The organism is Gudongella sp. DL1XJH-153 (assembly GCF_049310905.1).
Lineage (GTDB): Bacteria > Bacillota > Clostridia > Tissierellales > Tissierellaceae > Gudongella.
On the sequence record NZ_JBMEMN010000005.1, the window covers coordinates 27,959 to 49,139 of the forward strand.

General features: G+C 40.0%; 17 protein-coding genes. 12 read left to right on the plus strand and 5 right to left on the minus strand.

The window, feature by feature from the left end; translation table 11 throughout:
- The first annotated feature begins 71 nt into the window (after positions 1 to 71).
- The 3 genes from ACOEN1_RS03750 to ACOEN1_RS03760 all read left to right on the plus strand — a co-directional run bounded on the left by ACOEN1_RS03750 (position 72) and on the right by ACOEN1_RS03760 (position 5,142).
- Positions 72 to 1,274, plus strand: a complete 1,203-nt coding sequence (locus ACOEN1_RS03750; protein WP_422485093.1) for an MFS transporter — start codon at positions 72 to 74, stop codon at positions 1,272 to 1,274.
- 288 nt (positions 1,275 to 1,562) lie between these two features.
- The gene (locus ACOEN1_RS03755) at positions 1,563 to 3,902 is read left to right on the plus strand and encodes a Lon protease family protein (RefSeq protein WP_422485095.1); all 2,340 of its coding nucleotides are present in this window, start codon (positions 1,563 to 1,565) and stop codon (positions 3,900 to 3,902) included.
- Between the two features lie 49 nt (positions 3,903 to 3,951).
- The gene (locus tag ACOEN1_RS03760; RefSeq protein WP_422485096.1) at positions 3,952 to 5,142 is read left to right on the plus strand and encodes a MalY/PatB family protein; all 1,191 of its coding nucleotides are present in this window, start codon (positions 3,952 to 3,954) and stop codon (positions 5,140 to 5,142) included.
- Between the two features lie 508 nt (positions 5,143 to 5,650).
- Here ACOEN1_RS03760 and ACOEN1_RS03765 read toward each other — a convergent pair.
- Complete coding sequence (locus ACOEN1_RS03765; protein WP_422485097.1) at positions 5,651 to 6,277, minus strand: S-layer homology domain-containing protein; 627 nt, start codon at positions 6,275 to 6,277, stop codon at positions 5,651 to 5,653.
- Positions 6,278 to 6,434: 157 nt separating this feature from the next.
- Between ACOEN1_RS03765 and ACOEN1_RS03770 the strand changes: the two genes are divergently transcribed.
- Positions 6,435 to 8,039 (plus strand): CTP synthase, encoded by a 1,605-nt coding sequence (locus ACOEN1_RS03770; protein WP_422485098.1) that lies wholly within the window; start codon positions 6,435 to 6,437, stop codon positions 8,037 to 8,039.
- 25 nt (positions 8,040 to 8,064) lie between these two features.
- Here ACOEN1_RS03770 and ACOEN1_RS03775 read toward each other — a convergent pair whose 3' ends face one another.
- The 4 genes from ACOEN1_RS03775 to ACOEN1_RS03790 all read right to left on the minus strand — a co-directional run bounded on the left by ACOEN1_RS03775 (position 8,065) and on the right by ACOEN1_RS03790 (position 13,474).
- Complete coding sequence (locus ACOEN1_RS03775; protein WP_422485100.1) at positions 8,065 to 9,387, minus strand: ABC transporter permease; 1,323 nt, start codon at positions 9,385 to 9,387, stop codon at positions 8,065 to 8,067.
- Positions 9,380 to 11,422, minus strand: coding sequence for a COG1361 S-layer family protein (locus tag ACOEN1_RS03780; RefSeq protein WP_422485101.1), 2,043 nt, complete (start codon positions 11,420 to 11,422; stop codon positions 9,380 to 9,382). Before ACOEN1_RS03780 ends, ACOEN1_RS03775 begins: the two co-directional genes overlap by 8 nt.
- Positions 11,423 to 12,088, minus strand: coding sequence for an ABC transporter ATP-binding protein (locus tag ACOEN1_RS03785; RefSeq protein ID WP_422485102.1), 666 nt, complete (start codon positions 12,086 to 12,088; stop codon positions 11,423 to 11,425).
- A 168-nt stretch (positions 12,089 to 12,256) separates the two neighbouring features.
- Entirely contained in the window at positions 12,257 to 13,474 is a 1,218-nt protein-coding gene (locus ACOEN1_RS03790) for a 6-phosphofructokinase (protein ID WP_422485103.1), read from the minus strand.
- Positions 13,475 to 13,670: 196 nt separating this feature from the next.
- Here ACOEN1_RS03790 and ACOEN1_RS03795 point away from each other — a divergent pair, with 196 nt between their 5' ends.
- The 8 genes from ACOEN1_RS03795 (at position 13,671) to ACOEN1_RS03830 (ending at position 21,179) form a co-directional block, all read left to right on the plus strand.
- Positions 13,671 to 14,054, plus strand: a complete 384-nt coding sequence (locus ACOEN1_RS03795) for a hotdog fold domain-containing protein (RefSeq protein ID WP_422485104.1) — start codon at positions 13,671 to 13,673, stop codon at positions 14,052 to 14,054.
- Between the two features lie 305 nt (positions 14,055 to 14,359).
- Positions 14,360 to 15,187 carry a 3-keto-5-aminohexanoate cleavage protein gene (locus tag ACOEN1_RS03800; protein WP_422485105.1) on the plus strand — a complete coding sequence of 276 codons (828 nt, stop codon included), beginning with the start codon at positions 14,360 to 14,362 and terminating at the stop codon, positions 15,185 to 15,187.
- A gap of 67 nt (positions 15,188 to 15,254) precedes the next feature.
- Entirely contained in the window at positions 15,255 to 16,862 is a 1,608-nt protein-coding gene (locus ACOEN1_RS03805; RefSeq protein WP_422485106.1) for a gamma-glutamyltransferase family protein, read from the plus strand.
- A gap of 222 nt (positions 16,863 to 17,084) precedes the next feature.
- Complete coding sequence (gene rho / locus ACOEN1_RS03810; protein WP_422485107.1) at positions 17,085 to 18,422, plus strand: transcription termination factor Rho; 1,338 nt, start codon at positions 17,085 to 17,087, stop codon at positions 18,420 to 18,422.
- 133 nt (positions 18,423 to 18,555) lie between these two features.
- Positions 18,556 to 18,759: a 50S ribosomal protein L31 gene (gene rpmE, locus ACOEN1_RS03815; RefSeq protein WP_422485108.1), complete on the plus strand. Its 204-nt coding sequence runs from the start codon at positions 18,556 to 18,558 to the stop codon at positions 18,757 to 18,759.
- Between the two features lie 64 nt (positions 18,760 to 18,823).
- The gene (locus tag ACOEN1_RS03820) at positions 18,824 to 19,789 is read left to right on the plus strand and encodes a DUF1385 domain-containing protein (RefSeq protein WP_422485109.1); all 966 of its coding nucleotides are present in this window, start codon (positions 18,824 to 18,826) and stop codon (positions 19,787 to 19,789) included.
- Positions 19,783 to 20,643, plus strand: coding sequence for a peptide chain release factor N(5)-glutamine methyltransferase (prmC, locus tag ACOEN1_RS03825; RefSeq protein ID WP_422485110.1), 861 nt, complete (start codon positions 19,783 to 19,785; stop codon positions 20,641 to 20,643). The genes ACOEN1_RS03820 and prmC overlap by 7 nt, the downstream gene beginning before the upstream one ends.
- Before the next feature lie 17 nt (positions 20,644 to 20,660).
- Positions 20,661 to 21,179 carry a chromate transporter gene (locus ACOEN1_RS03830; RefSeq protein WP_422485146.1) on the plus strand — a complete coding sequence of 173 codons (519 nt, stop codon included), beginning with the start codon at positions 20,661 to 20,663 and terminating at the stop codon, positions 21,177 to 21,179.
- Positions 21,180 to 21,181: the final 2 nt, after the last annotated feature.

Consider the following 21,181-nt stretch of genomic DNA (forward strand, 5'->3'; position numbering starts at 1 on the left):
GTAATTAATTGTTAATCTTTCTGAATTATGATAAAATCATCTAAATGCGTGTTTTTGAAAGAAGGGGTAAATTGAACAGTCAATTCAAAAAGGTAATGATTTTTTCATCACTAATTTTTATTACAGCAAACTTTCATCATCCTGTTAATCCAACTTATTTTACAATGCTTGATTTACCAAGTCATGTCTTTGGTACATCCTTTGCCGTGATGGTATTTGCATCTTTTCTGACTTCACCTTTGTGGGGAAGCTGGGGGGATAATAAAAGCCGTAAGATGACACTAGTATATTCAACTATTCTTTATGGAACTTCACAACTTCTCTACGGAATGGCGAATAATATTTGGCAGATTTTAATTATGCGAGGAATTGCTGGTCTCTTCACCGGAGGATTTATGGTAGGACTGATGGCAATGGTTGTTGATGTAAGCACAGAAGAAAAAAGAGGAGAAAGGATTGCAACCTACTCAGCCCTAATGAGTGTGTCCATGGCTGTGGGCTTCCTTACAGGAGGTGCTCTTGGTTATTTACCAATAAGGTATGTGTTTTTTATCCAGGGAGCTGTTATGATTTTAATCGGTATTGGAATATATATATTTATGGATGAGTCAAACAAGCCTTTGAGAAAAGGATCAAAGCCTCAGTTTATCTGGAATATTCTTGGTGATAAAGAAAAGCGGGAAGCAGTTTTTACTCCTTGGATTCTATCATTTTTAGGGATAACATTTTTCGCATTCATAGCATATTCAAGCAATAATAATGCCTTCAACTATTATTTAAGAGATGAATTAAACTTTGAACCAATAGTTAATGGCATCTGGAAAGCTACAACCGGTATAATAGGTCTTGTTGCCAATTTAACCATCAACGTTTGGATAGTAAGGAAGACTGAACTCAAGACTTCTCTGAGAGTCTTGCTGGGCTTGGCTCTTATGGCAGCAACAATGATATATCTTAAGGATTCAACATATCCATTTATGCTTTGGAGTCTCTTGTATTTTACCTTCCATACCATATTATTTCCATTGCTTCAAAACTTTGCAGTTGAGGATTCGCATCACGGAGCAGGATTTATGTCCGGTATCTTTAATGCAATCAAGGCATTGGGTGAGATGTCTGGAGCTATAATTGCTGGATTTGCTTACGGATTAGGCAGCAAGGTACCATTTCTATTATCTGCAGCAGCCCTTTTAATCGCGCTCATTCTAGGATTAATACAATTAATGCCAAGAAACAAGGACAAGAGACTTGCAAGGGAGAGTAAAAACATATAGAATGAAGACAAAGGTAAAATATTGGAGGAAGATAATATGCATATTCGAGACAAGAAGAAAATTACGATGATAATAGTAATAGTCATTGCATTTGCAATGATTGCGCCATTGCTTTTAAATGCCTTGTACTACATTTAATTGATTAAAAAAGAATAAGATATGTGAACCAGACCTCGTGTCTGGTTTTTTTCTGCCCGAAAAAATTTAAAAGCTCTTCTAAATTATCGGTATTGGAAGATTTCCTGGGTATAAGCAATGTAAGTGATACTCAATGTGGGAGGGATGACAATGAAGGACAAGTTTAGACTAGAGCCAGAGGAGCTTACAAGTATTTGCAGGCAGGAAGATCTGGAATTTGAAACGACTGAAAATATGAATACACTTAAAGGGATCATCGGCCAGGACAGAGGAACTCAAGCACTTGGATTTGGACTTAAAATCAAGAAAAAAGGCTACAATATCTATGTTTCAGGTTTAAGTGGGACAGGTAGAAGTACATTTACCTATTCCATTGCAGAAGGATATTCAAAACAGGAGCCTGTTCCACTGGACTGGGTTTATGTGTATAACTTCAATAGAAAAGAGTCCCCTAAAGCACTTTCGTTCAAACCTGGACACGGTAAAGAGTTCAAAAAAGAGCTGGAAGAATTTATTGAACATTTAAGAAAAACCATACCAGAGACATTTGCGGGGATAGAATATGAAACCAGAAAGAATGATGTCCTTAGAATTTTCAATCAGAAAAAAGGAGATGTTCTTAAAAAGCTAAATGAGAAGTCGGCTGAGTTTGGGTTTGTGTATACTCCAAGTGAACAGGGACTTGTTTCAATTCCCATGAAGGATGGGAAACCCATCAATGAAGAGGAATATGCGGATCTTTCAATAGATGAGAGGGAAGAGATGATGGAGAAGTATGAGGAGCTCAGAATAGCAACTGTTGAGGAGTTCAATGACCTTAGACTTCTGGATGAGGAACTGGCTGACAACTTAGATCAGCTTGATAAGAATGTGGTAATGGAAATAATCAGATATGATATTAAGAAGCTAATGGATAAGTACGGCGATAGAGCTGCAACTGCAATATATCTTAATGAACTTGAAAAAGATATTCTTGAGAACCTGGGCAAGTTCAAGAATAAAAATGCCCCTAAAAACATCTCATTGTTTGAAATGCCTACAGGAAATGACGAGAACTTCTTTATTAGGTACAAGGTGAATTTATTTGTAGATAACAGTCAGCTTGAAAATGCACCTATTATCAATGAGTCAAATCCAATTTATAATAATTTAATGGGTCACATAGAATACAAAAGCCAGATGGGTGTATTAACTACTGATTTTACACAAATAAAGTCAGGTTCACTTCATCAGGCCAACGGAGGATATATAATCTTTCAGATGAAGGAAATCCTCAATAATCCCATATCATGGGAAATGTTAAAAAGATCGTTGAAAACAAACGAAATAAATATTGAAAACTATAACAGACTAATGGGAATGGCAGTAACTGCAACACTAAAACCAGAGCCAATACCTCTGAATGTTAAGGTAATAATAATAGGTGATGACTACACCTACAGTATTCTCTACAACTATGACGATGACTTCAGGAAGTTGTTCAAGGTAATGGCTGACTTTGATATTGAAATGGATAAAAGTAGCGAAAACTTGAAAAGAATGGGCGAGTTCATTGCCAACCATTGTAAGGAAAGCAATATAAAGAACTTTGAGAAAATGGCAGTAGCAAGAGTAGTTGAATATAGTACAAGGCTGGCTGGACACCAGGATAAACTAAGTACCCAATTCAATCAGATAATTGAGATCCTGTACGAGGCTGACTTCTGGGCAGCAGAAGAAGGGTCTGACCTCGTGTATGAGAAGCATGTTAAAAAGGCTATAGAAGAAAAAGTTTACCGTTCCAACAAGTACGAACAGAAGCTAAATGAAATGTTCCTTGAAGGGATACTCCTTATTGACATAGACGGTGAGGAAGTTGGACAGATTAACGGACTTGCAGTTATGGGAACCGGTGAATACAGCTTCGGTAAACCAAGTAGAATAACTGCTACGGTATACAGTGGAGAAGAAGGAGTAATTAACATTGAAAGGGAAGCAAAACAAAGTGGTCGTATGCATGACAAGGGAGTTCTTATTCTAAGTGGCTATCTTGGCCAACGATATGCAAGAAAGCGACCGCTTGGAATAAGCATAGGACTTGGATTTGAGCAGAGTTATTCAATGATTGATGGAGATAGTGCTTCCAGCACAGAACTTTATGCAATCCTTTCATCAATGGCGGATGTACCCATCAAGCAATATCTTGCTGTTACTGGATCTGTAAATCAGAAAGGAGAGGTTCAACCCATAGGGGGAGTCAATGAAAAAATAGAAGGCTTCTACCAGGTATGCAAATTGATTGGTCTTACTGGAAAACAGGGTGTTGTGATACCAAGGACTAACGTAAAAAATCTTGTACTGAAGGAAGATGTGATTGAAGCAGTAGAAAAAGGAGATTTTCATATCTATGCCATTGATAATGTTGAAGAAGGAATTCAGATCTTGACGGATAAAACAATTGAAGAGCTGGATGAAATCATCAACAGGAAACTTGATGAAATAAGCAACTAAACTAGTTGATTTAAATCGAAAACAATAATGAAAAAACAGGAGGATGAATATGACATATAATTTTGATGAAATTATTGATAGAAGCGGAACCTATTCGGCAAAGTGGGATAAGGATGTTCAGGAGGAGCTCTTTGGAGAATCCGGACTACTTCCCTACTGGGTTGCCGATATGGAATTTAAGGCTGCTCCGGAGATTCTGGACGCTCTAGGCAAAAGAGTTGAGCATGGAATATTTGGATATACAGCAAGACCATCGGAATACTATCAGTTGGTTATAGACTGGACAAAAAAGAGGTTCGGATGGGACATTGAAAGAGAATGGATGCTTTTTACACCAGGAATAGTTCCAGGTACCAATTATGTAATCCAGGCTCTTACGGAGGAAGGTGAGGGTGTAATAATAAACGAGCCTGTTTATTATCCATTTTCAAACAGTATCAAGGAAAACAGAAGAGAAGTAGTTAATTCACCTCTTGTTTTGAAAGACAATCGATATTACATTGATTTTGAGGATTTTGAAGAAAAGGCTAAGGATCCAAACAACAAGTTGTTTATTCTTTGCAGTCCCCACAACCCAGTTTCAAGGGTCTGGTCAGAGGATGAGCTTAGAAGAGTCGGAGAAATCTGTCTTGAAAACAATGTCTACGTTTTATCTGATGAAATTCATAATGACCTGATCCTAGGAACCAACAAGCATACCATGTTTGCATCAGTGGATAAAAGATTTGAAGAGACTTCAATTACTGCCACATCGACCACAAAGACCTTTAACCTTGCAGGATTCTATGCTTCAAATATAATAATCCCTAATAAAAAAATAAGGGATAGGGTGGAGAAGGTCCTCTTGAAGAATAGTATTGGCAGTCAAGGACCATTAAGTGTTGAAGCCGTTATGGCAGCATACCGATATGGAGAGCCTTGGCTGGAGGAGTTATTGAAGTATCTGCAGGAGAATGTTGTTTTTACAAGAAAATATCTTAAAGAAAGACTTACTGATATTGATTTTACTGAAACAGAGGGAACCTACCTTATGTGGATTGACTTTAGAGCATATGAAAAGGATGGGAAAACTTTGGAGAAGGTTCTTGTCGAGAAGGGTGGAGTTGCACTTGATGGAGGCACCTGGTTCGGCGATGGTGGAGATGGATTTATGAGACTTAATATTGCCGCTCCAAGGAAATTCCTTGAAGAGGGATTGGATAGAGTGGCGAAGGCGATAAAAGAGGAGTATATTGATTAATAGCAATTATACCCTGTTATCCCGACTCTAATGGAGGGATCTCGTTTGAAGATTCTTCGGAAAGTATAATGAACCACTCTCGGATTAAAGCTCAGAGATTTATCACACTCGTTTCGAAAATTGACTTGCAAACTCGCTTCGCTCAGACATGCAAGTCAAAACGATTTTCTCACTTCGAGTGAAAAATCTAGCTGATCTTTCCATATGTTCGCTTTTCATTAATACTTTCCTTGCTTCGCCCGTAATGTGGGATTATCTTCATGGGTTTCCGACAATAGAAGCTAGAACAATCTAAGATTTTGAGTTGTTCCTTTAAGAGGATATCCGAACTCAGACTTGTAGTCGATTATTTAGAATAATGATAGAGAAAAGTTAGGGTCCAAGACTCTTCGCCATGCTCAGAGTGACAATTATCTTGTCTTCCTGAGCGTAACGAAGGATCCTGGACCCTGTATTTATTTATGATTTTTCTCTTACCTCTTAGATATTAGATCTTAACTATTTTCTGTTATTCATTTTCTTCCTTCTCTTCTTCATAAGGCTTAAGATCCAGTTCCAACACTTCCGCAAGTGTCAGTGGACTTCCCTTCTTATTAAGCTTCAATGCATTAAGTGTCATTTCTGCCATGGTTTTTCTAAGGAGATAACCATCAGGATTCACATTAATTCCTTTCATCAGTCCCAATTTATTGGAAATTTCAGGTACGGAATCATATAGTCCTGATTCTTCACGATAGTCAAGTACTCTCAATAGCAATACCTGGAAGTCTCTTACCTTAACATTGCGACCAAATCCAAAGTTTCCGTCATTCATTCCTATAATTAGATTCTTATCCACTGCCCATTGAATGAATCCATGGTAGTAGGTATTGTTTTCATCAAGGTCATCGAAATCTGCAGGAAGCAGATAAGTTGTCGCTTTGTTTTCTTCTTTGTATAATCTACTAATGAGAACGACCATATCCTGTCTTTTCAAGTAATTGGAAAGCATCAGGTTTCCTTCGCTGTCTCCTTTTAAAACTCCGAGTTCTTTAAGCACTTCAGGAGGTGTTTTATCTTGTGCAAATGCTGCTGAACCGGAAAGAAGGGATATGAATATAAGTGATACCAATAAAAGCAATGCAATTTTTTTCACTAAGAATTCCCCTTTCCATCTTTAATCCTATTTATAGTATACAATGAAAAAGTCAAGGCTGATATTAAGTTATCATGACAAAGTATTGTAGCCAACGCTTTAATAGTGTAAAATATTAACGTTAGGAACTATCAAGAATCTATCGGGAGGAAAGTTTATGGTAACCAAGTATATTTTCGTAACGGGAGGAGTAGTATCTTCTTTAGGAAAGGGAATAACAGCAGCCAGTATTGGACAGTTGTTAAAAAGCCGTGGTCTGAAAGTTACAATCCAGAAGTTCGACCCATATATAAATGTCGATCCTGGAACTTTGAGTCCGTATCAACATGGGGAGGTTTTTGTAACTGAAGATGGAGCAGAGACTGACTTGGACCTGGGTCATTATGAAAGATTTATTGATGAAAATCTTACAAAACACAATAGTGTAACTTCGGGTTCCGTCTACTGGACTGTTATATCAAAGGAAAGAAAAGGCGACTATGAGGGAAAAACTGTACAGGTAATACCTCATATTACAAATGAAATCAAGGAGAGAATAATACGCATATCTAGGTATCAGCCTCTGGATGTTGTCATCACGGAGATAGGTGGAACTGTAGGTGATATTGAATCTTTGCCGTTTATGGAAGCAATCAGACAGATTAAGCACGATGTGGGCAAGGAAAATGTAATGTACATTCATGTTACCCTTATACCATATCTATCAATGGCTGGAGAACTTAAGACAAAGCCAACTCAGCACAGTGTCAAGGAATTAAGGAGCATTGGGATACACCCAGATGCATTGATATGCAGAACCGAAAAACCTCTTGGAAGAGAGCTAAAGGAAAAGGTTGCTCTGTTTTGTGATCTGGAGATTGATGGAGTAATTGAAAACATGGATTCAGACAGCATCTACAATGTGCCTAGAATGATGGAGGAACAAGGTCTGGGCAAGCTAGTTGAAAGGAAACTTGGACTTCAATGCAAAGAAGTTGATCTTTCCAGTTGGGATAATCTTGTCAATAAAATGGGAAAAATTGACAAGACTACAAGGATTGCTCTTGTCGGCAAGTACGTGGAACTGAAGGACTCCTACCTATCTGTGTACGAAGCCCTTACACATGGCGGAATTGCAAATGGTACGGATGTTCAAATTGATTGGATAAACGCTGAAAATCTCAATGACCAGAATGCAGAAATAATTCTTGGAAAGGCTGATGGGATTCTTGTTCCTGGTGGGTTCGGTCATAGAGGTATTGAAGGAAAGATATCTGCTATACGCTATGCAAGGGAGAAAAGGATACCATACTTGGGATTGTGCCTTGGGATGCAACTAGCCTGTGTAGAGCTTGCAAGAAACAAGGCTGGACTATATGGTGCACACAGCACGGAACTTGATGAGAACACACCCCATCCTGTTATTTATATAATGCCAGATCAAAAAAATGTAAGGAACATTGGTGGTACATTAAGACTTGGATCATATCCATGTCAATTAGGTCAAGGAACAAGGGCAAGAGAAATCTATGGAAGTGATATTATTACTGAAAGACACAGACACAGATATGAATTCAACAATGAATACAGGAATGTTTTGGAGGAAGCAGGAATGATATTTTCTGGTCTTTCCCCTGACAATAGTCTTGTTGAAGTGGTGGAGCTGAAAGATCACCCTTGGTTTGTAGCGGTACAGTATCATCCAGAATTCAAGTCAAGACCCACAAGACCGCACCCCTTGTTCGATTCATTTATAGAAGCTACACTTAAGAATTCTCAATGAAATAGCTCCCTTTAAGGGAGCTTTTCTACTCTGTTCTTATTGCTTCAATTGCGGATAGATTCATTGCTCTTCTTGCGGGATAGTATCCTGATATTATACCAATCAAGGCTGAGAAACCAAGGGCGGCAAATACCAGCCAGATTGGAATTATTGAAATCTTGGTACCTGCACCAGTACCAAACATATCTCCAAAGGCGCTTCCAAATCTATTGATTCCGAAGGATAAAAGATAACTTACACCGATGCCGATAATTCCACCAAGCAGACCGATTAGGGCTGACTCAAACAGGAAAAGCTTTTTGATATCGTTGATTGATGCACCGATGACCTTCATAATTCCAATTTCCCTGGTTCTTTCGTAAATGCTCATTACCATGGTATTTGTAATGCCAATTGCTGCTACTAGAAGTGAAATGGCTCCAATTCCTCCAAGAACCAGCTGAATAATCCCTGCTGTCTCCTTCATTGACTCCAACTGGTCATTAAGACTGTATGCTTCATACCCCATGGTTTTGATGGTATCCTGAACATCCTTTACATTCTTCATGTCATCGACTTTTACATCTATTCTCATATATTGAGAGGTATTGGCCTGCCCAGGAGCTGGTCTAGAATTCTCAGCCTTCTCCTTCTCCTTCACAAGCTTTTGAACCTCATTAAGTGGCATATAAACCCCGTAGCTGTGCTCCCAGTTTCCTCCTGCAAGAATTCCTGCAACCTTGATTTTATATTCCTTGTAATTGACTTTTTCCGTAGGTGGAATATTTGGATCATCCCAACCATAATTAGGATTCAAAGTCATGGTCATTCTGTCTTTCATAAGATCAACCTTGGGTTCTCTCCAGACTCGGGATTTTGGATCATAGAAGTTTTGAGCCATATCGCTACCGAAAAGTACAGTAAGTTCATCACCGGTGGCAAGGAGGCGACCTTCTCCCGCTTCAAATCCAAACTCTACCATGACATCTGGATCGATTCCTCTTATTGGAACACCTGAAACATATCTTCCGTTAATTATTGTACCGTAGGTTTCAAGCGTTGGGCTGACTGCTATAACATTAGGTAGTGCCTTGAAACTTACGACTGCTGCATCGTCAAGACTGACATCTTCCTTGCCGCCGTTTCCTGGCATGGAGGGATCAGACCATCCCTGCTGAACATTGATTGTGGTAAGACTTCCCCATTGAGAAATCTGATCCTCGAATGCCTGGGAAAGTCCAAAGCCAAGGCTTAGCATAACTATAATGGAGCTTGTTCCAATGATTACACCAAGGACTGTTAAGAAGGTTCTCAGCTTTCTCCTCCACAGATTTTTAATTCCCATAAAGACAATGTCAAGGTTATTCATCTATTTCCAGATCCTCATCGAATTTTTTTGCCTTCTTTCTGCGATAGAGAATAATTCCACCGACCATTGCTAAAAGAACCAGTCCAGGAATGATAAATCTGGTCATTGAGCCTCCGGCTCCAGGATCTTCCATCGGTGGTTCCATGGGGAATTCAGGCATTGGTTCCATATCCATTACATTTAGACTGAAGGGTTTTCGCTCTTCTATCTTTTGACCTGTGGAGTCCTCAAATGTAAAGACGATTTCACCTTCAAGCTGCCCCGCTTCGCTTGGGATTACATAACCTTCAAAGAAATCACTGCTGCCACTATTGAAATTACCTACATAATACTGACCGTTTTCAGTCTGGAAATTGCCATCCAGCTTAACCATCATGTTGTACAAAGGAACCTTACCGGTGTTGTAGAATTCAACAGAAATAGGTGTGGACTGGCCCACGTAGCTTTCGGGGAAAAATCCAACTTCCCCTGAATCAAGCTTCGACTGTTGTACAACAGGGACTCCAATAAGTTCCACTGCGGTATAAGGATTTGCCAGACTGTCTTCGTATTCAAAATTCGCAGTCAGTGTATATGTCTTTGCCTTTGCATCAGGTACGGTGTACATGCTGATTGTCTTCTCGATTTTCCCCTTTGGAGGGATGCTGTCAATATAGAATGTATTTGAACTGTTCACCGGAGTAAAAACAGAGCCAGATTCAGTTTCTTCATCCGCAGTAAGATATATCTTTATGTTTCTTACTGTCTTTGTATTGTTTGTATTATAGAACGAAAGGCTCATCTGGAACTGATTCCCTGCACTTACAAGTGTTGGAGAGAAGCTGTACCTGTCTATAATAAGCTTTGGAGTGGACTGGTTTGCATTTTCATCTGGAGCGTTAAGGAATACTCCTATCATGTGCGTCAAGGATTCTCTCGATGCCGGCTCTACCAATTCATCTGTGTAGTCCACTGTTACTTCAATCGGGTAGTTTCTCGTTTGACCGGTTCTTGTCGTAACAAAGAGAAACTGAAATGACTGGACTTCTCCAGGCTGAATCTCCTGAGTCTTGGTTATTCCAAGAGATTTAGGAACAAGACCGCTTTCATCCTGACTTGTTGCCTTTACTTCAACATTCTTAGCGGATGATTGCCCCTGATTTCTTATATCAAAGGTCACTTTAACCTCTCGGTTCTGTCCCAGGGCTCCAGTTGGGTACTTCAGGTTTTCTATGACAAGCTTTGAAGCTCTTTCATCATTTTTGGTAGCCTGGAATGAAAAGTATTGCTGGGATTCGACAATGTTGTTGTCTGTATCTCTGTAGGTAATTTGAACCATCATCTCGTGATTGCCGGACCTGATTGTATTTGATGCCTGCAGTTCAAAATAAAGATAGCCTTTTCTTCCTCCTGAGATATCTGGGATTCTCTGGATGCTGAGTCCATTTGCAAGTATCAGTGATTCTTCTGAGAGCCCAGGGAGGCCAATGGTAATATTTCTTGCGGGTCCTTCGCCCAGGTTTGACAATTCAAACCCAACTACAACAGGATCTCCAGGATTTAAAGTAGCATTTGGCATAACATCTGTTCTTGAGACAATAAGATCAGGCGTGGTATCATCCTGAATGACCCTGATGTTTATCCTTTCACTTAAAGTGTACTTTTCTCCAAGATTATCATAATACACAACCCTTAAATCCATTGAGTAAGTGTTGTCAGGAGCGTTATTGTTTATTTCCACATCAAAGCTGAAATTTTCTGTATCGCTTGATTTGATAACATTTTCTTCTCTGTAGCTCTTACCATCCACAAGAACCATACCAGAGGAATCGGAATAAAGAGTCGCAGTTACATCAATTGCATCCTCATATCCATTGCTGTTCTTGATTCTTATATCTAGCTCAAGGTCTTTTCCTGGCTCTCCGGTAAAGGTATTGGGACTGACCATAATTAGATCAGGCTTGTCAAAGAATCCCTCTCCTGTTGCAAATACAGTTGCAGGAAGAATTGTAAATATCATAACCATTGCTAAGAAGCTGCTTAATAACCGTTTCATTTATTCTGTTTCCTCCTTGTGAGTTTCTTGTGTCTCGATTTTTTCGATATTTCCATCCCGAAGATGCACAATTCTATTGGCGTAGTCTGAGATTTCAACATCATGGGTTACTATTACCAGAGTTTGATTAAAATCCTTTGCCATGCCGGTAATTAGATCCATAACCTCAAAGGTCGTTTTGGTATCAAGGTTCCCGGTAGGCTCATCTGCAAATACAATACGTGGATTGCCAACAAATGCTCTGGCGATGCTTACCCTCTGCTGCTGGCCCCCACTCATTTCAGAAGGTTTATGATGGAGTCTGTCTCCAAGTCCTACGTTTTTTAGCATTTTAGCTGCAGCCCTTTCTCTGCTGGACTTGGATATTCCTTTGAAGGTTAGCACCAGACTAACGTTTTCAAGGGCTGTAAGGGTTGGTATAAGGTTGTACGATTGGAATACAAAGCCAACATTAAGCTGCCTGAATTTTGTAAGCTGACGCTCATTCATCTTCTCCAGATGGTGGTTGTTTACGATAATTTCTCCCTTTGTTGGTTTTTCCAATCCTGCCATCATATTTAGGAGAGTGCTTTTTCCAGAGCCTGATGTTCCAATAAGGCAAATAAATTCCCTTTTTTCTATGGAGAGACTGACATCATCAAGGGCTTTTATTTTTTCATCGCCCATTCGATATATTTTTTTTATGTTATTTAGTCTAATAAAATCATCCAGGTTAATACACCTCCTCTTTTGACAATTAAAGTCTACCACATTGGAGAGAAATAGTAGTTACAAAATGTTTAAAATGGAACAAAAAAAAGATTGCAGGTCTTTCCTGCAATCTTAAATAACAAGCTATCTGTTTAATTTTTTCTCCACCTTTGGGGCTCTTATTCTTTGAGCCTGCGGCATGTCTGATCCAAGAAGTGGCAGTAAATAGTACTTGAACGCTTCAGTTACATGGTTTCCTGCCTCATTAATGAATTCATTAGGCATGGATTTTGTGAACTTGGCCACTTCTGAAAGAGGTGAAAGCTGGTAGTCCACTGAGTATATTCCGGTTCTGTGGATAGTGACTGAGCCATCCACATTGTTCCAAAGTGCAAACTGTGCTGCCTTTTCACCGACTTCCCTTGCTTCCTGCTGGTCAACATCGGAAACGCAGCCTATAAAGGATCTTTGTAGATATCCAAAGGTATCACTTCGCACTCTTTTTATGCCAAGTCTATCCTTTATTGTATTGGCAAGCAGATCACCCAATGCTCCTGTACCTGAAAGCTGTATGTTCCCGTGGCTGTCTTTTTCGACTTTTTCCTGTAGTGTTGCAATAATTGGAGTTCCATTTTCATCAATAACTCCCTCTGAAACCGCTACTATGCACCTGCCATGCTCTTCATAGGCCTTCTTTACATCAGCCAGGAAGCTGTCCATTATAAAAGGCCTTTCAGGAAGATAGATCAGATGCGGTCCATCATCTGGATATTTCTGTGCCATTGAGGCTGCTGCTGTAAGGAAACCTGCATTCCTTCCCATTACAATTCCAATATAAACACCACCCAATGATCTAACATCAAGGTTGATTCCTATAAATGCCTGCGCTACAAAGCGGGCAGCAGATCCATAGCCTGGACAGTGATCATTTACCAAAAGGTCGTTGTCAATTGTCTTTGGTATATGTATCGCCCTTAACTCATACCCTGATTCCATGGCTTTTTGGTTGACTATTTTCACTGTATCAGCTGAATCATTTCCACCAATATAGAAGAAGAATCTGATATTGTGTGCTTCCAAGACCTTGAAAATCTTGTTGCAGTATTCATCATCCGGCTTGTCTCTTGTAGAGAACAAAGCAGCTGCAGGCGTTCTGGCGATTTTTTCAAAATTATTGGTGGTTTCCTGTGTAAGGTCAATAAGCTCTTCGTTGATAATTCCTGAAACACCGTGAAGTGCACCGTAGATTTTTTCAACCTGTGGGAATTTCCTTGCTTCAAGGACAACCCCAACCAGTGATTGATTTATTACGGCAGTCGGTCCACCACCTTGTGCTACCAATGCATTACCCTTAAGTTTCATAGTCAGTCCTCCCTTATTTGTAAGTAAATCTAGCTCAATTTCAATGTTATGTACTATTTATATATACCTCAATAATAACAGATTCAACCCTTTTCTTCAATATTACGCTGCTCTCTTGAAAATGAGCGTTTTCAGTAGTTTAGTTCTCAGGATTGTGTTATACTTAAGACAAACAATGTAAAAGGGGGATTTTTCAATGGATAAGGTAATGATCAGAATGAGAATGAGTGCCCACGATGCACACTACGGTGGAAATCTTGTTGACGGAGCAAGGATGCTTGGATTGTTCGGAGATGTTGCTACTGAGCTGCTTATAAGACACGATGGAGACGAGGGATTATTTGTTGCGTATGATATGGTTGAATTCACTGCACCAGTATATGCAGGTGATTACATAGAGGCGGTTGGCGAAATAATCCATGTGGGCAATTCATCAAGGAAGATGAAGTTTGAAGCCAGAAAAGTAATCGTTCCTAGACCGGATATCAACGATTCAGCCTGTGATTTCCTTGATGAGCCGATAGTTGTGGCAAGAGCTGAAGGAACATGTGTAGTGACAAAGGATAAGAAGAGGAAGTAGAAATGACAATTCATAATTCTCGATGTACAATGCACAATTGAAAGCCTCGGCAACGATTTTTATCGGACCGCTCATACCCCCTCGATGAAATATCACAAAAATCGAAGATTTTTGGATATTTCTATCGCCGGGCACAAGCGGCTAAAACCTTGGCCAGGTAATGTCTTCAAAAATGTTCCCGTCGACTTTCTAAAAGGCGATGTCATGAGTGCCCGACGATAGAATTCCTGGGAGTCTATGATTTCGTTGGAATTCATCGAGGGGGTATGAACTGAGAATTGATTAAAACGGGGGGCGATAGTAGAATGGAAAAACTTATTATAACCGCTGCGATAAGCGGAGCGGAGGTTACCAAGGAGCACAATCCCAACATACCATATACGGTGGAAGAAATAGGAAGGGAAGCTGAATCGGCATACAAGGCTGGTGCAAGTATAATCCATCTTCATGTAAGGGAGGATGATGGAACTCCAACTCAAGACAAGGAACGATTCAAGGAATGCATGGATGAAGTCAGAAGAAGATGTCCGGATGTTATCATCCAGCCTTCCACAGGTGGAGCTGTTGGGATGACTGATCAAGAAAGACTTCAACCAACAGAGCTGCATCCTGAAATGGCAACTCTTGACTGTGGAACACTTAATTTTGGTGGGGATGAAATATTTGTCAACACTGAAAATACAATTAAGAACTTTGGAAAGCTAATGATTGAAAGAGACATCAAACCTGAAATCGAAGTATTTGACAAGGGAATGATCGACTACGCAATCAAGTTCCACAAGCAAGGTTTTATTAAGGCACCGATGCACTTTGATTTTGTACTTGGAGTTCAGATGGCTGCAACTGCAAGAGACCTCGCGTTTATGGTAGACAGCATTCCACAGGGATCAACATGGACAGCTGCAGGAATAGGAAGAAACCAGTTTCAAATTGCAGCAATCACAATAGCAATGGGAGGAAATGTAAGAGTTGGATTTGAGGACAACACATATATTTCCAAGGGAGTTCTTGCAAAATCAAACGGCGAAATGGTAGAAAAAGTAGTTAGAATCGCAAATGAGCTTGGAAGAGAAATCGCTACTCCGGCAGAAGCCAGAGAGATTCTTGGACTTAAGCCACTTGAGGTAAAATAGATAGATCTGTAGAATAGGTATCCGATTGGGTATCTATTTTTCAGATTTGAAAAAGGGAGTGTCACAAATGAAATTCGATCCTCTTGAATATAATTCTAATTCCCAGAGAAGTTTGGTGTATAGTGGAAGGGGAATGGTAGCAACCACCAATCCCTACTCTTCCCAGGCCGGTCTGGATATAATGAAATCCGGAGGGAACGCTTTTGATGCAGCCGTTGCAGCAGCTGCCGCTCTTGTTGTTGTTGAACCAACTGGTTGTGGTTTAGGTTCGGATGCCTTTGCCATACTATATTCTGATGGAGAGATATATGGCTTAAATGGAAGTGGGTATTCGCCTAAAGACCTTACAATTGATTATATCGAGAATCTTGGACTACAAAATGTCCCTAAATATGGACCATTGCCTGTAATGGTTCCAGGCGTTGTAGCTTCATGGAAGGCCATCATCGAACGATTTGGAAATCTTACCCTTGAGGAGGTATTGCAGCCTTCGATTATCCTTGCAGAAGAAGGACACTGCATCCAACCTGTGATATCAATGAGCTGGAAAAAGGCGTATGAACTCCAGAAAAAAATAAATACTGAGGACTGTTTTTCCCACTGGTTTAAAAGCTTCGGAAAAGATGAAAGAGCTCCTTTGCCGGGGGAGCTGTCGAAAAACCAGGACTTGGCAAATACACTAAAAATAATTTCAGAAACCAATGGAAATGACTTTTACAAAGGTGCGCTCGCCGAGAAAATCACTTCATTTATAATAAATGCTGGTGGAGTAATGACCTTGGAGGATATGGTGGAATTCAGTCCGGAATGGGTCAAACCATTGAGCAAAAGCTATGGAGGATACGATATATGGGAGCTTCCACCCAACGGACAGGGGGTAACGGTACTTTTAGCCTTGGATATACTTGAGAACATAAAATCGGATTCAACCTACAATACAGATTCAATACACAATACAATAGAAGCAATGAAAATTGGATTTGAAGATGGAATGTCTCTTGTAGGTGATCCCAGATATTGCACTGATGACTGGAAGCAGATTATTGAAGGCAACTATGGACAGAAATGTGCAGATAGAATAGGTAAGGTGGCCAGATTGCCGGAATGCCACAATCCTGGGCAGGGAGGGACCGTATATTTGGCCGCTGCTGATGGGAATGGCAACATGATTTCATTTATTCAAAGCAACTACAGGGGCTTTGGGTCAGGACTTGTTGTTCCAGGAACTGGAATATCCCTTAACAATAGGGGATATGATTTTTCTATGGACAGAAACAGCCCAAATGTATTGGCGGGAAGAAAACGACCATACAACACAATAATCCCTGGTTTTATAACAAGAGATGGAAGACCGGTTGGACCATTTGGACTTATGGGTGGATATATGCAGCCACAGGGCCATGTGCAACTTGTCACGAACATGATTGATCATGGAATGAACCCACAAAGTGCCTTGGATTCACCTAGATGGCAGTGGACAGGAGGAAAAGACGTACACGTTGAGAAGGACTTTCCTAAGGACATCAGAGAGGGACTTGAGAAGAAGGGACACAGGATAGTGATTGATGAAGATAGATCCTTTTTTGGAAGGGGCCAGATTATTATCAGGGACCAGAAAGGACCATTGTGTGGAGCTACAGAAAAAAGAGCGGACAGTTCCATTGCAGCATGGTAGCTATAATGCTTGTTTTACTTCTTCTGTTTTAGCTAAAAATATGATATAATTATTCTTGAACAATCTTCGTACAATCATTTCTCGAATCACTTACAGAAAATATTCCCGAGATTATTTAAAAAAACATATCAACCAAGCTAACCTTGTTCAGCAAGGTTTTGTGTGTGGTTGAATTGTATAATACATAAGGTTGTACTATTAATCATGAGGTGAGGTGTAATTTTGAGTCAGGAGATACTTGATGGGAAAAAATTATCAGAATTAAAGGAAATCGCAAAAGCTTACGGCATCCCGGGATACTACAAAATGAAAAAGGATGAACTGATCCAGGCCATAAGCAACAAAGAACCAGAAAAGGCGAAGGATGTTGAAAAAGAATTGGTTGCGGATGACATTGCGGTTACTGGTGACCTTTCAGACAATGCTTCAGAGGAAATGGAAAGCCTGGACGAAAAGGATATTGCTGAAGGAATCCTCGAGATGCACATGGATGGCTATGGCTTCTTAAGAAGGGACAACTACCTTTCAGGGGATGATGATATTTACATATCGCCTTCCCAGATTAGAAGGTTCAGGCTTCAGACAGGTGACAAGGTAACTGGAATTACCAGACCTCCAAAATCAAATGAGAAATTCAATGCCTTGCTATTTATAAAGGCAGTCAATGATTTGCCTCCTGCAACTGCAATAAACAGACCAGACTTTGACAGCCTGACACCCATTTATCCAATAGAAAGGCTTCAGCTGGAGACCGAGGGCAGAGAATATGCAACAAGGATGATTGACCTTGTAGCTCCAATCGGAAAGGGTCAGAGAGGTATGATAGTTGCACCCCCCAAGGCAGGAAAGACAACCCTGTTGAAGATGATTGCAAACGGTATTGCAAAAAATCATCCTGAAGTGGAGATAATAATACTATTAATAGATGAAAGGCCTGAAGAGGTTACTGACATGAAAAGGTCTGTCAAAGGAGATGTTGTGTATTCAACCTTTGACGAGCTCCCAAAGAACCATACAAAAGTAGCTGAAATTGTACTTGAAAGAGCCAAGAGACTTGTTGAGCATGGCAAGGACGTTGTAATTCTTCTTGACAGTATCACAAGACTGGCAAGAGCATATAACCTTTCAATCCCGGCAACGGGAAGAACTCTCTCAGGAGGGCTTGACCCGGGAGCTCTTCACAAGCCCAAGAGATTTTTTGGTGCAGCCAGAAAGATGGAGGAAGGCGGGAGCCTTACAATACTTGCAACAGCACTTGTGGAGACAGGCAGCCGTATGGATGATGTTATTTTTGAGGAATTCAAGGGTACAGGAAATATGGAAGTGCATTTGGACAGAAAACTTTCAGAGAAGAGGATCTTCCCTGCAATAGATATCTACAAGTCGGGAACCAGAAGAGAAGACCTTATAATGACCCAGAAGGAGCTTGAGACAGTTTGGGCATTGAGAAAAGCACTTGGCAACAGCAGTACACAGGATGTAACAGAGGCTTTCATAGCGAATCTGGTACAGACAAAAAACAATATGGAATTTATTGATCAGATGAGAAACAAGCTATAGGATAACTCAAAAAAAGTTTAAATGAAGTAATCTTTAAAGTTGAAATTTGTATCATCATATGCTATAATTTAGTGGTTATATCGCAGAGTGACTAAAATTATAGATACTCGAAATCGAAGTGAGGTGAAATGAGATGAAAAAAGATATCCATCCAGAATATAAAGAGGTGACAGTAACCTGTGCTTGTGGAAACACATTCACAACTGGCTCAACAAAGGACGAACTAAGGGTAGAAATCTGTTCAGAGTGCCATCCATTCTTTACTGGTAAGCAAAAGTTCATGGAACGTGGTGGACGTGTAGAGAAATTCAAGAAGAAATATCAAATCGAGGATTAATTTCTTTACCAACTGGGTTAGTTGCATGTGCACCTAACCTTTATTTTTTTGAGGAAGTGAACTTATGTCAAAGACAAAAATTGACCAAATAAATGTTAAGCACAAGACTTCAATCGGAGGCCAGGCAATAATCGAGGGCGTTATGATGAGGGGTCCTGAAAAAATTGCCATTGCAGTAAGAAAGCCTAACAAGGAAATTGAGCTTAAGGTGAACCCAATAAAATCAGTTGCCAAGAAGTACAAGATATTAGGCCTTCCTTTTATTAGGGGGATGGTCGGTCTTATTGAAGCTTTAAAGATCGGTACAGGTGCTCTTTTGTATTCTGCTGAGTTTTTCGAGGACGAACAGACTCTGGACAAGGATGGAAATCCCAAAAAGACCATCACCCAGAAGATATTCAAGGACAAGGCTCAGGATGTAGAAATGGCATTGGCAGTTGTACTATCAATAACATTGACAATTGGTATATTTATGGTATTGCCAAATATAATTACCAATTTCCTTAAAGGCAGCATCCAGAATACGATAGTATTGAATCTGATTGAAGGTATAATCAGAATATCAATATTCCTGCTTTATGTAGTCTGGGTTTCAAAACTGGATGATGTAAAGAGGGTTTTCCAGTACCATGGTGCTGAGCATAAAAGCATTCACTGCTATGAAAATGAAATGGAACTGACCGTTGAGAATGTTAAGAGGTTTCCAATTCTTCACGCAAGATGTGGTACAAGTTTCCTTTTTATGGTTATGGCGGTAAGTATTGTAGTCCTTTCTTTCTTTGGCTGGCCAAATCCAGTTATGAGAGTTTTGACCAGAGTTTTAATGTTCCCAGTTATAGCTGGGATATCATATGAAATAAATAGATTTATTGGAAGAAGCGATTCAAGACTGTGTTATGCATTAAGTTATCCTGGCCTTATGATTCAGAAGTATGCAACTGTAAAAGAGCCGGATGAATCACAGATTGAGGTTGCAATCCAGTCCCTCTTGGCCGTTATACCGGAGGACAAGGAGGCAGACAGGTGGTAATAGACCAGCTTCTTAATGAAGGTATCGAAAACCTTCGCAATATACAATATTCAAACCCACAGCTAGAGGTGAGACTTATTCTATCCAGATTACTGGAGGTGGATAAGTCTTATCTGTATGCTTATGGGGATAGAGAGGTTTCTGAGCAAATCATCCAGGAGTTCAGAAGCTGGATTCAAAAGAGAGTTGCTGGGTATCCTCTTCAATACCTTCTTGGAACCCAGGAGTTTATGGGAATGGAACTGGAAGTGTCTGAAGGGGTATTGATTCCAAGAGGAGATACGGAAATTCTTGTAGAGTATCTTCTTGATTATATAAGAGAGAACTTTGGAGACGATGAGTTCACGCTTCTTGATATTGGCATCGGCAGTGGGGCAATATCCCTTGCCATAGCTAAATTATGTCCAAAATCAAAAGTGTACGGAGTTGATTTTTACGACAAGCCTCTTGCACTTGCCAAAAGAAATATGGAACGACTCGGACTCCATAATGCAACTTATTTTAAAGGAGACCTTTTTTCTCCTTTTGAAGGTGAGCATTGGAGTGAGTATTTCAATATTGTAGTTTCAAATCCACCATATATCCCTGAGGGGGATAAAAAAGAACTGCAATCTGAGGTTGGGGGATTTGAGCCTGAAACAGCTCTTTTTGGAGGAAAGGATGGTCTTGACTTCTATAGAAGGATTACCCAAGAATCCAAAGGATACTTAAAAAAGAGGGGACTCCTTGCCTATGAAATTGGTCATGATCAGGGAGATGCAGTTTCAGAGATAATGAGGAAAGAAGGATTTGGAGATGTCATTGTCAAGGATGACCTGGAGAGCAGAAACAGGGTCGTGGCTGGCAAGGCATAAAGGATGTGTTAGGTTTGATGACTTTATTGCAATTATTCATATCGTTTATAAAGATCGGTGCATTTAGCTTTGGAGGTGGATACGCCATGCTGCCTCTTATTGAAGAGGAGGTTGTGGAGGTTCACGGTTGGATAACAACGCCTGAATATATTGATATCCTCGCCATAGCAGAAATGACACCAGGACCAATAGCAATCAACTCAGCCACCTTTCTTGGGTACAAGGTAGCTGGATTTGTTGGATCCGCTGTAGCTACAATAGGAGTGGTTCTACCATCATTTATCATAATGAGTTTGATATTTGTCTTTGTACAGAGATTTAAAAAATCACCTTATGTAAACTGGATATTCAAAGGGATCAGACCGGTTGTACTTGGACTTATTGCATCTGCTGCAGTTAGTGTGGGTGGGAATACATTTGTTGATCTAAAATCCGTACTTATTGCTATTTTACTGTTTGTTCTGGTTGCCTTCAGGGATTTCAACCCAATATTTGGGATTATTCTTGCAGGTGCTTTGGGAGCAATTTTGTTTTAGGG

Excerpts from the sequence above, each read along its gene's own strand:
- ACOEN1_RS03790 (WP_422485103.1), bottom strand. The coding sequence starts at position 13,474 with ATGAAACTTAAGGGTAATGCATTGGTAGCACAAGGTGGTGGACCGACT.
- ACOEN1_RS03780 (WP_422485101.1), bottom strand. The coding sequence starts at position 11,422 with ATGAAACGGTTATTAAGCAGCTTCTTAGCAATGGTTATGATATTTACA.
- ACOEN1_RS03795 (WP_422485104.1), top strand. The coding sequence starts at position 13,671 with ATGGATAAGGTAATGATCAGAATGAGAATGAGTGCCCACGATGCACAC.
- ACOEN1_RS03770 (WP_422485098.1), top strand. The coding sequence starts at position 6,435 with ATGGTAACCAAGTATATTTTCGTAACGGGAGGAGTAGTATCTTCTTTA.
- ACOEN1_RS03805 (WP_422485106.1), top strand. The coding sequence starts at position 15,255 with ATGAAATTCGATCCTCTTGAATATAATTCTAATTCCCAGAGAAGTTTG.
- rpmE (WP_422485108.1), top strand. The coding sequence starts at position 18,556 with ATGAAAAAAGATATCCATCCAGAATATAAAGAGGTGACAGTAACCTGT.
- ACOEN1_RS03775 (WP_422485100.1), bottom strand. The coding sequence starts at position 9,387 with ATGAATAACCTTGACATTGTCTTTATGGGAATTAAAAATCTGTGGAGG.
- ACOEN1_RS03760 (WP_422485096.1), top strand. The coding sequence starts at position 3,952 with ATGACATATAATTTTGATGAAATTATTGATAGAAGCGGAACCTATTCG.
- ACOEN1_RS03830 (WP_422485146.1), top strand. The coding sequence starts at position 20,661 with ATGACTTTATTGCAATTATTCATATCGTTTATAAAGATCGGTGCATTT.
- ACOEN1_RS03785 (WP_422485102.1), bottom strand. The coding sequence starts at position 12,088 with ATGGGCGATGAAAAAATAAAAGCCCTTGATGATGTCAGTCTCTCCATA.
- ACOEN1_RS03755 (WP_422485095.1), top strand. The coding sequence starts at position 1,563 with ATGAAGGACAAGTTTAGACTAGAGCCAGAGGAGCTTACAAGTATTTGC.
- ACOEN1_RS03820 (WP_422485109.1), top strand. The coding sequence starts at position 18,824 with ATGTCAAAGACAAAAATTGACCAAATAAATGTTAAGCACAAGACTTCA.
- ACOEN1_RS03800 (WP_422485105.1), top strand. The coding sequence starts at position 14,360 with ATGGAAAAACTTATTATAACCGCTGCGATAAGCGGAGCGGAGGTTACC.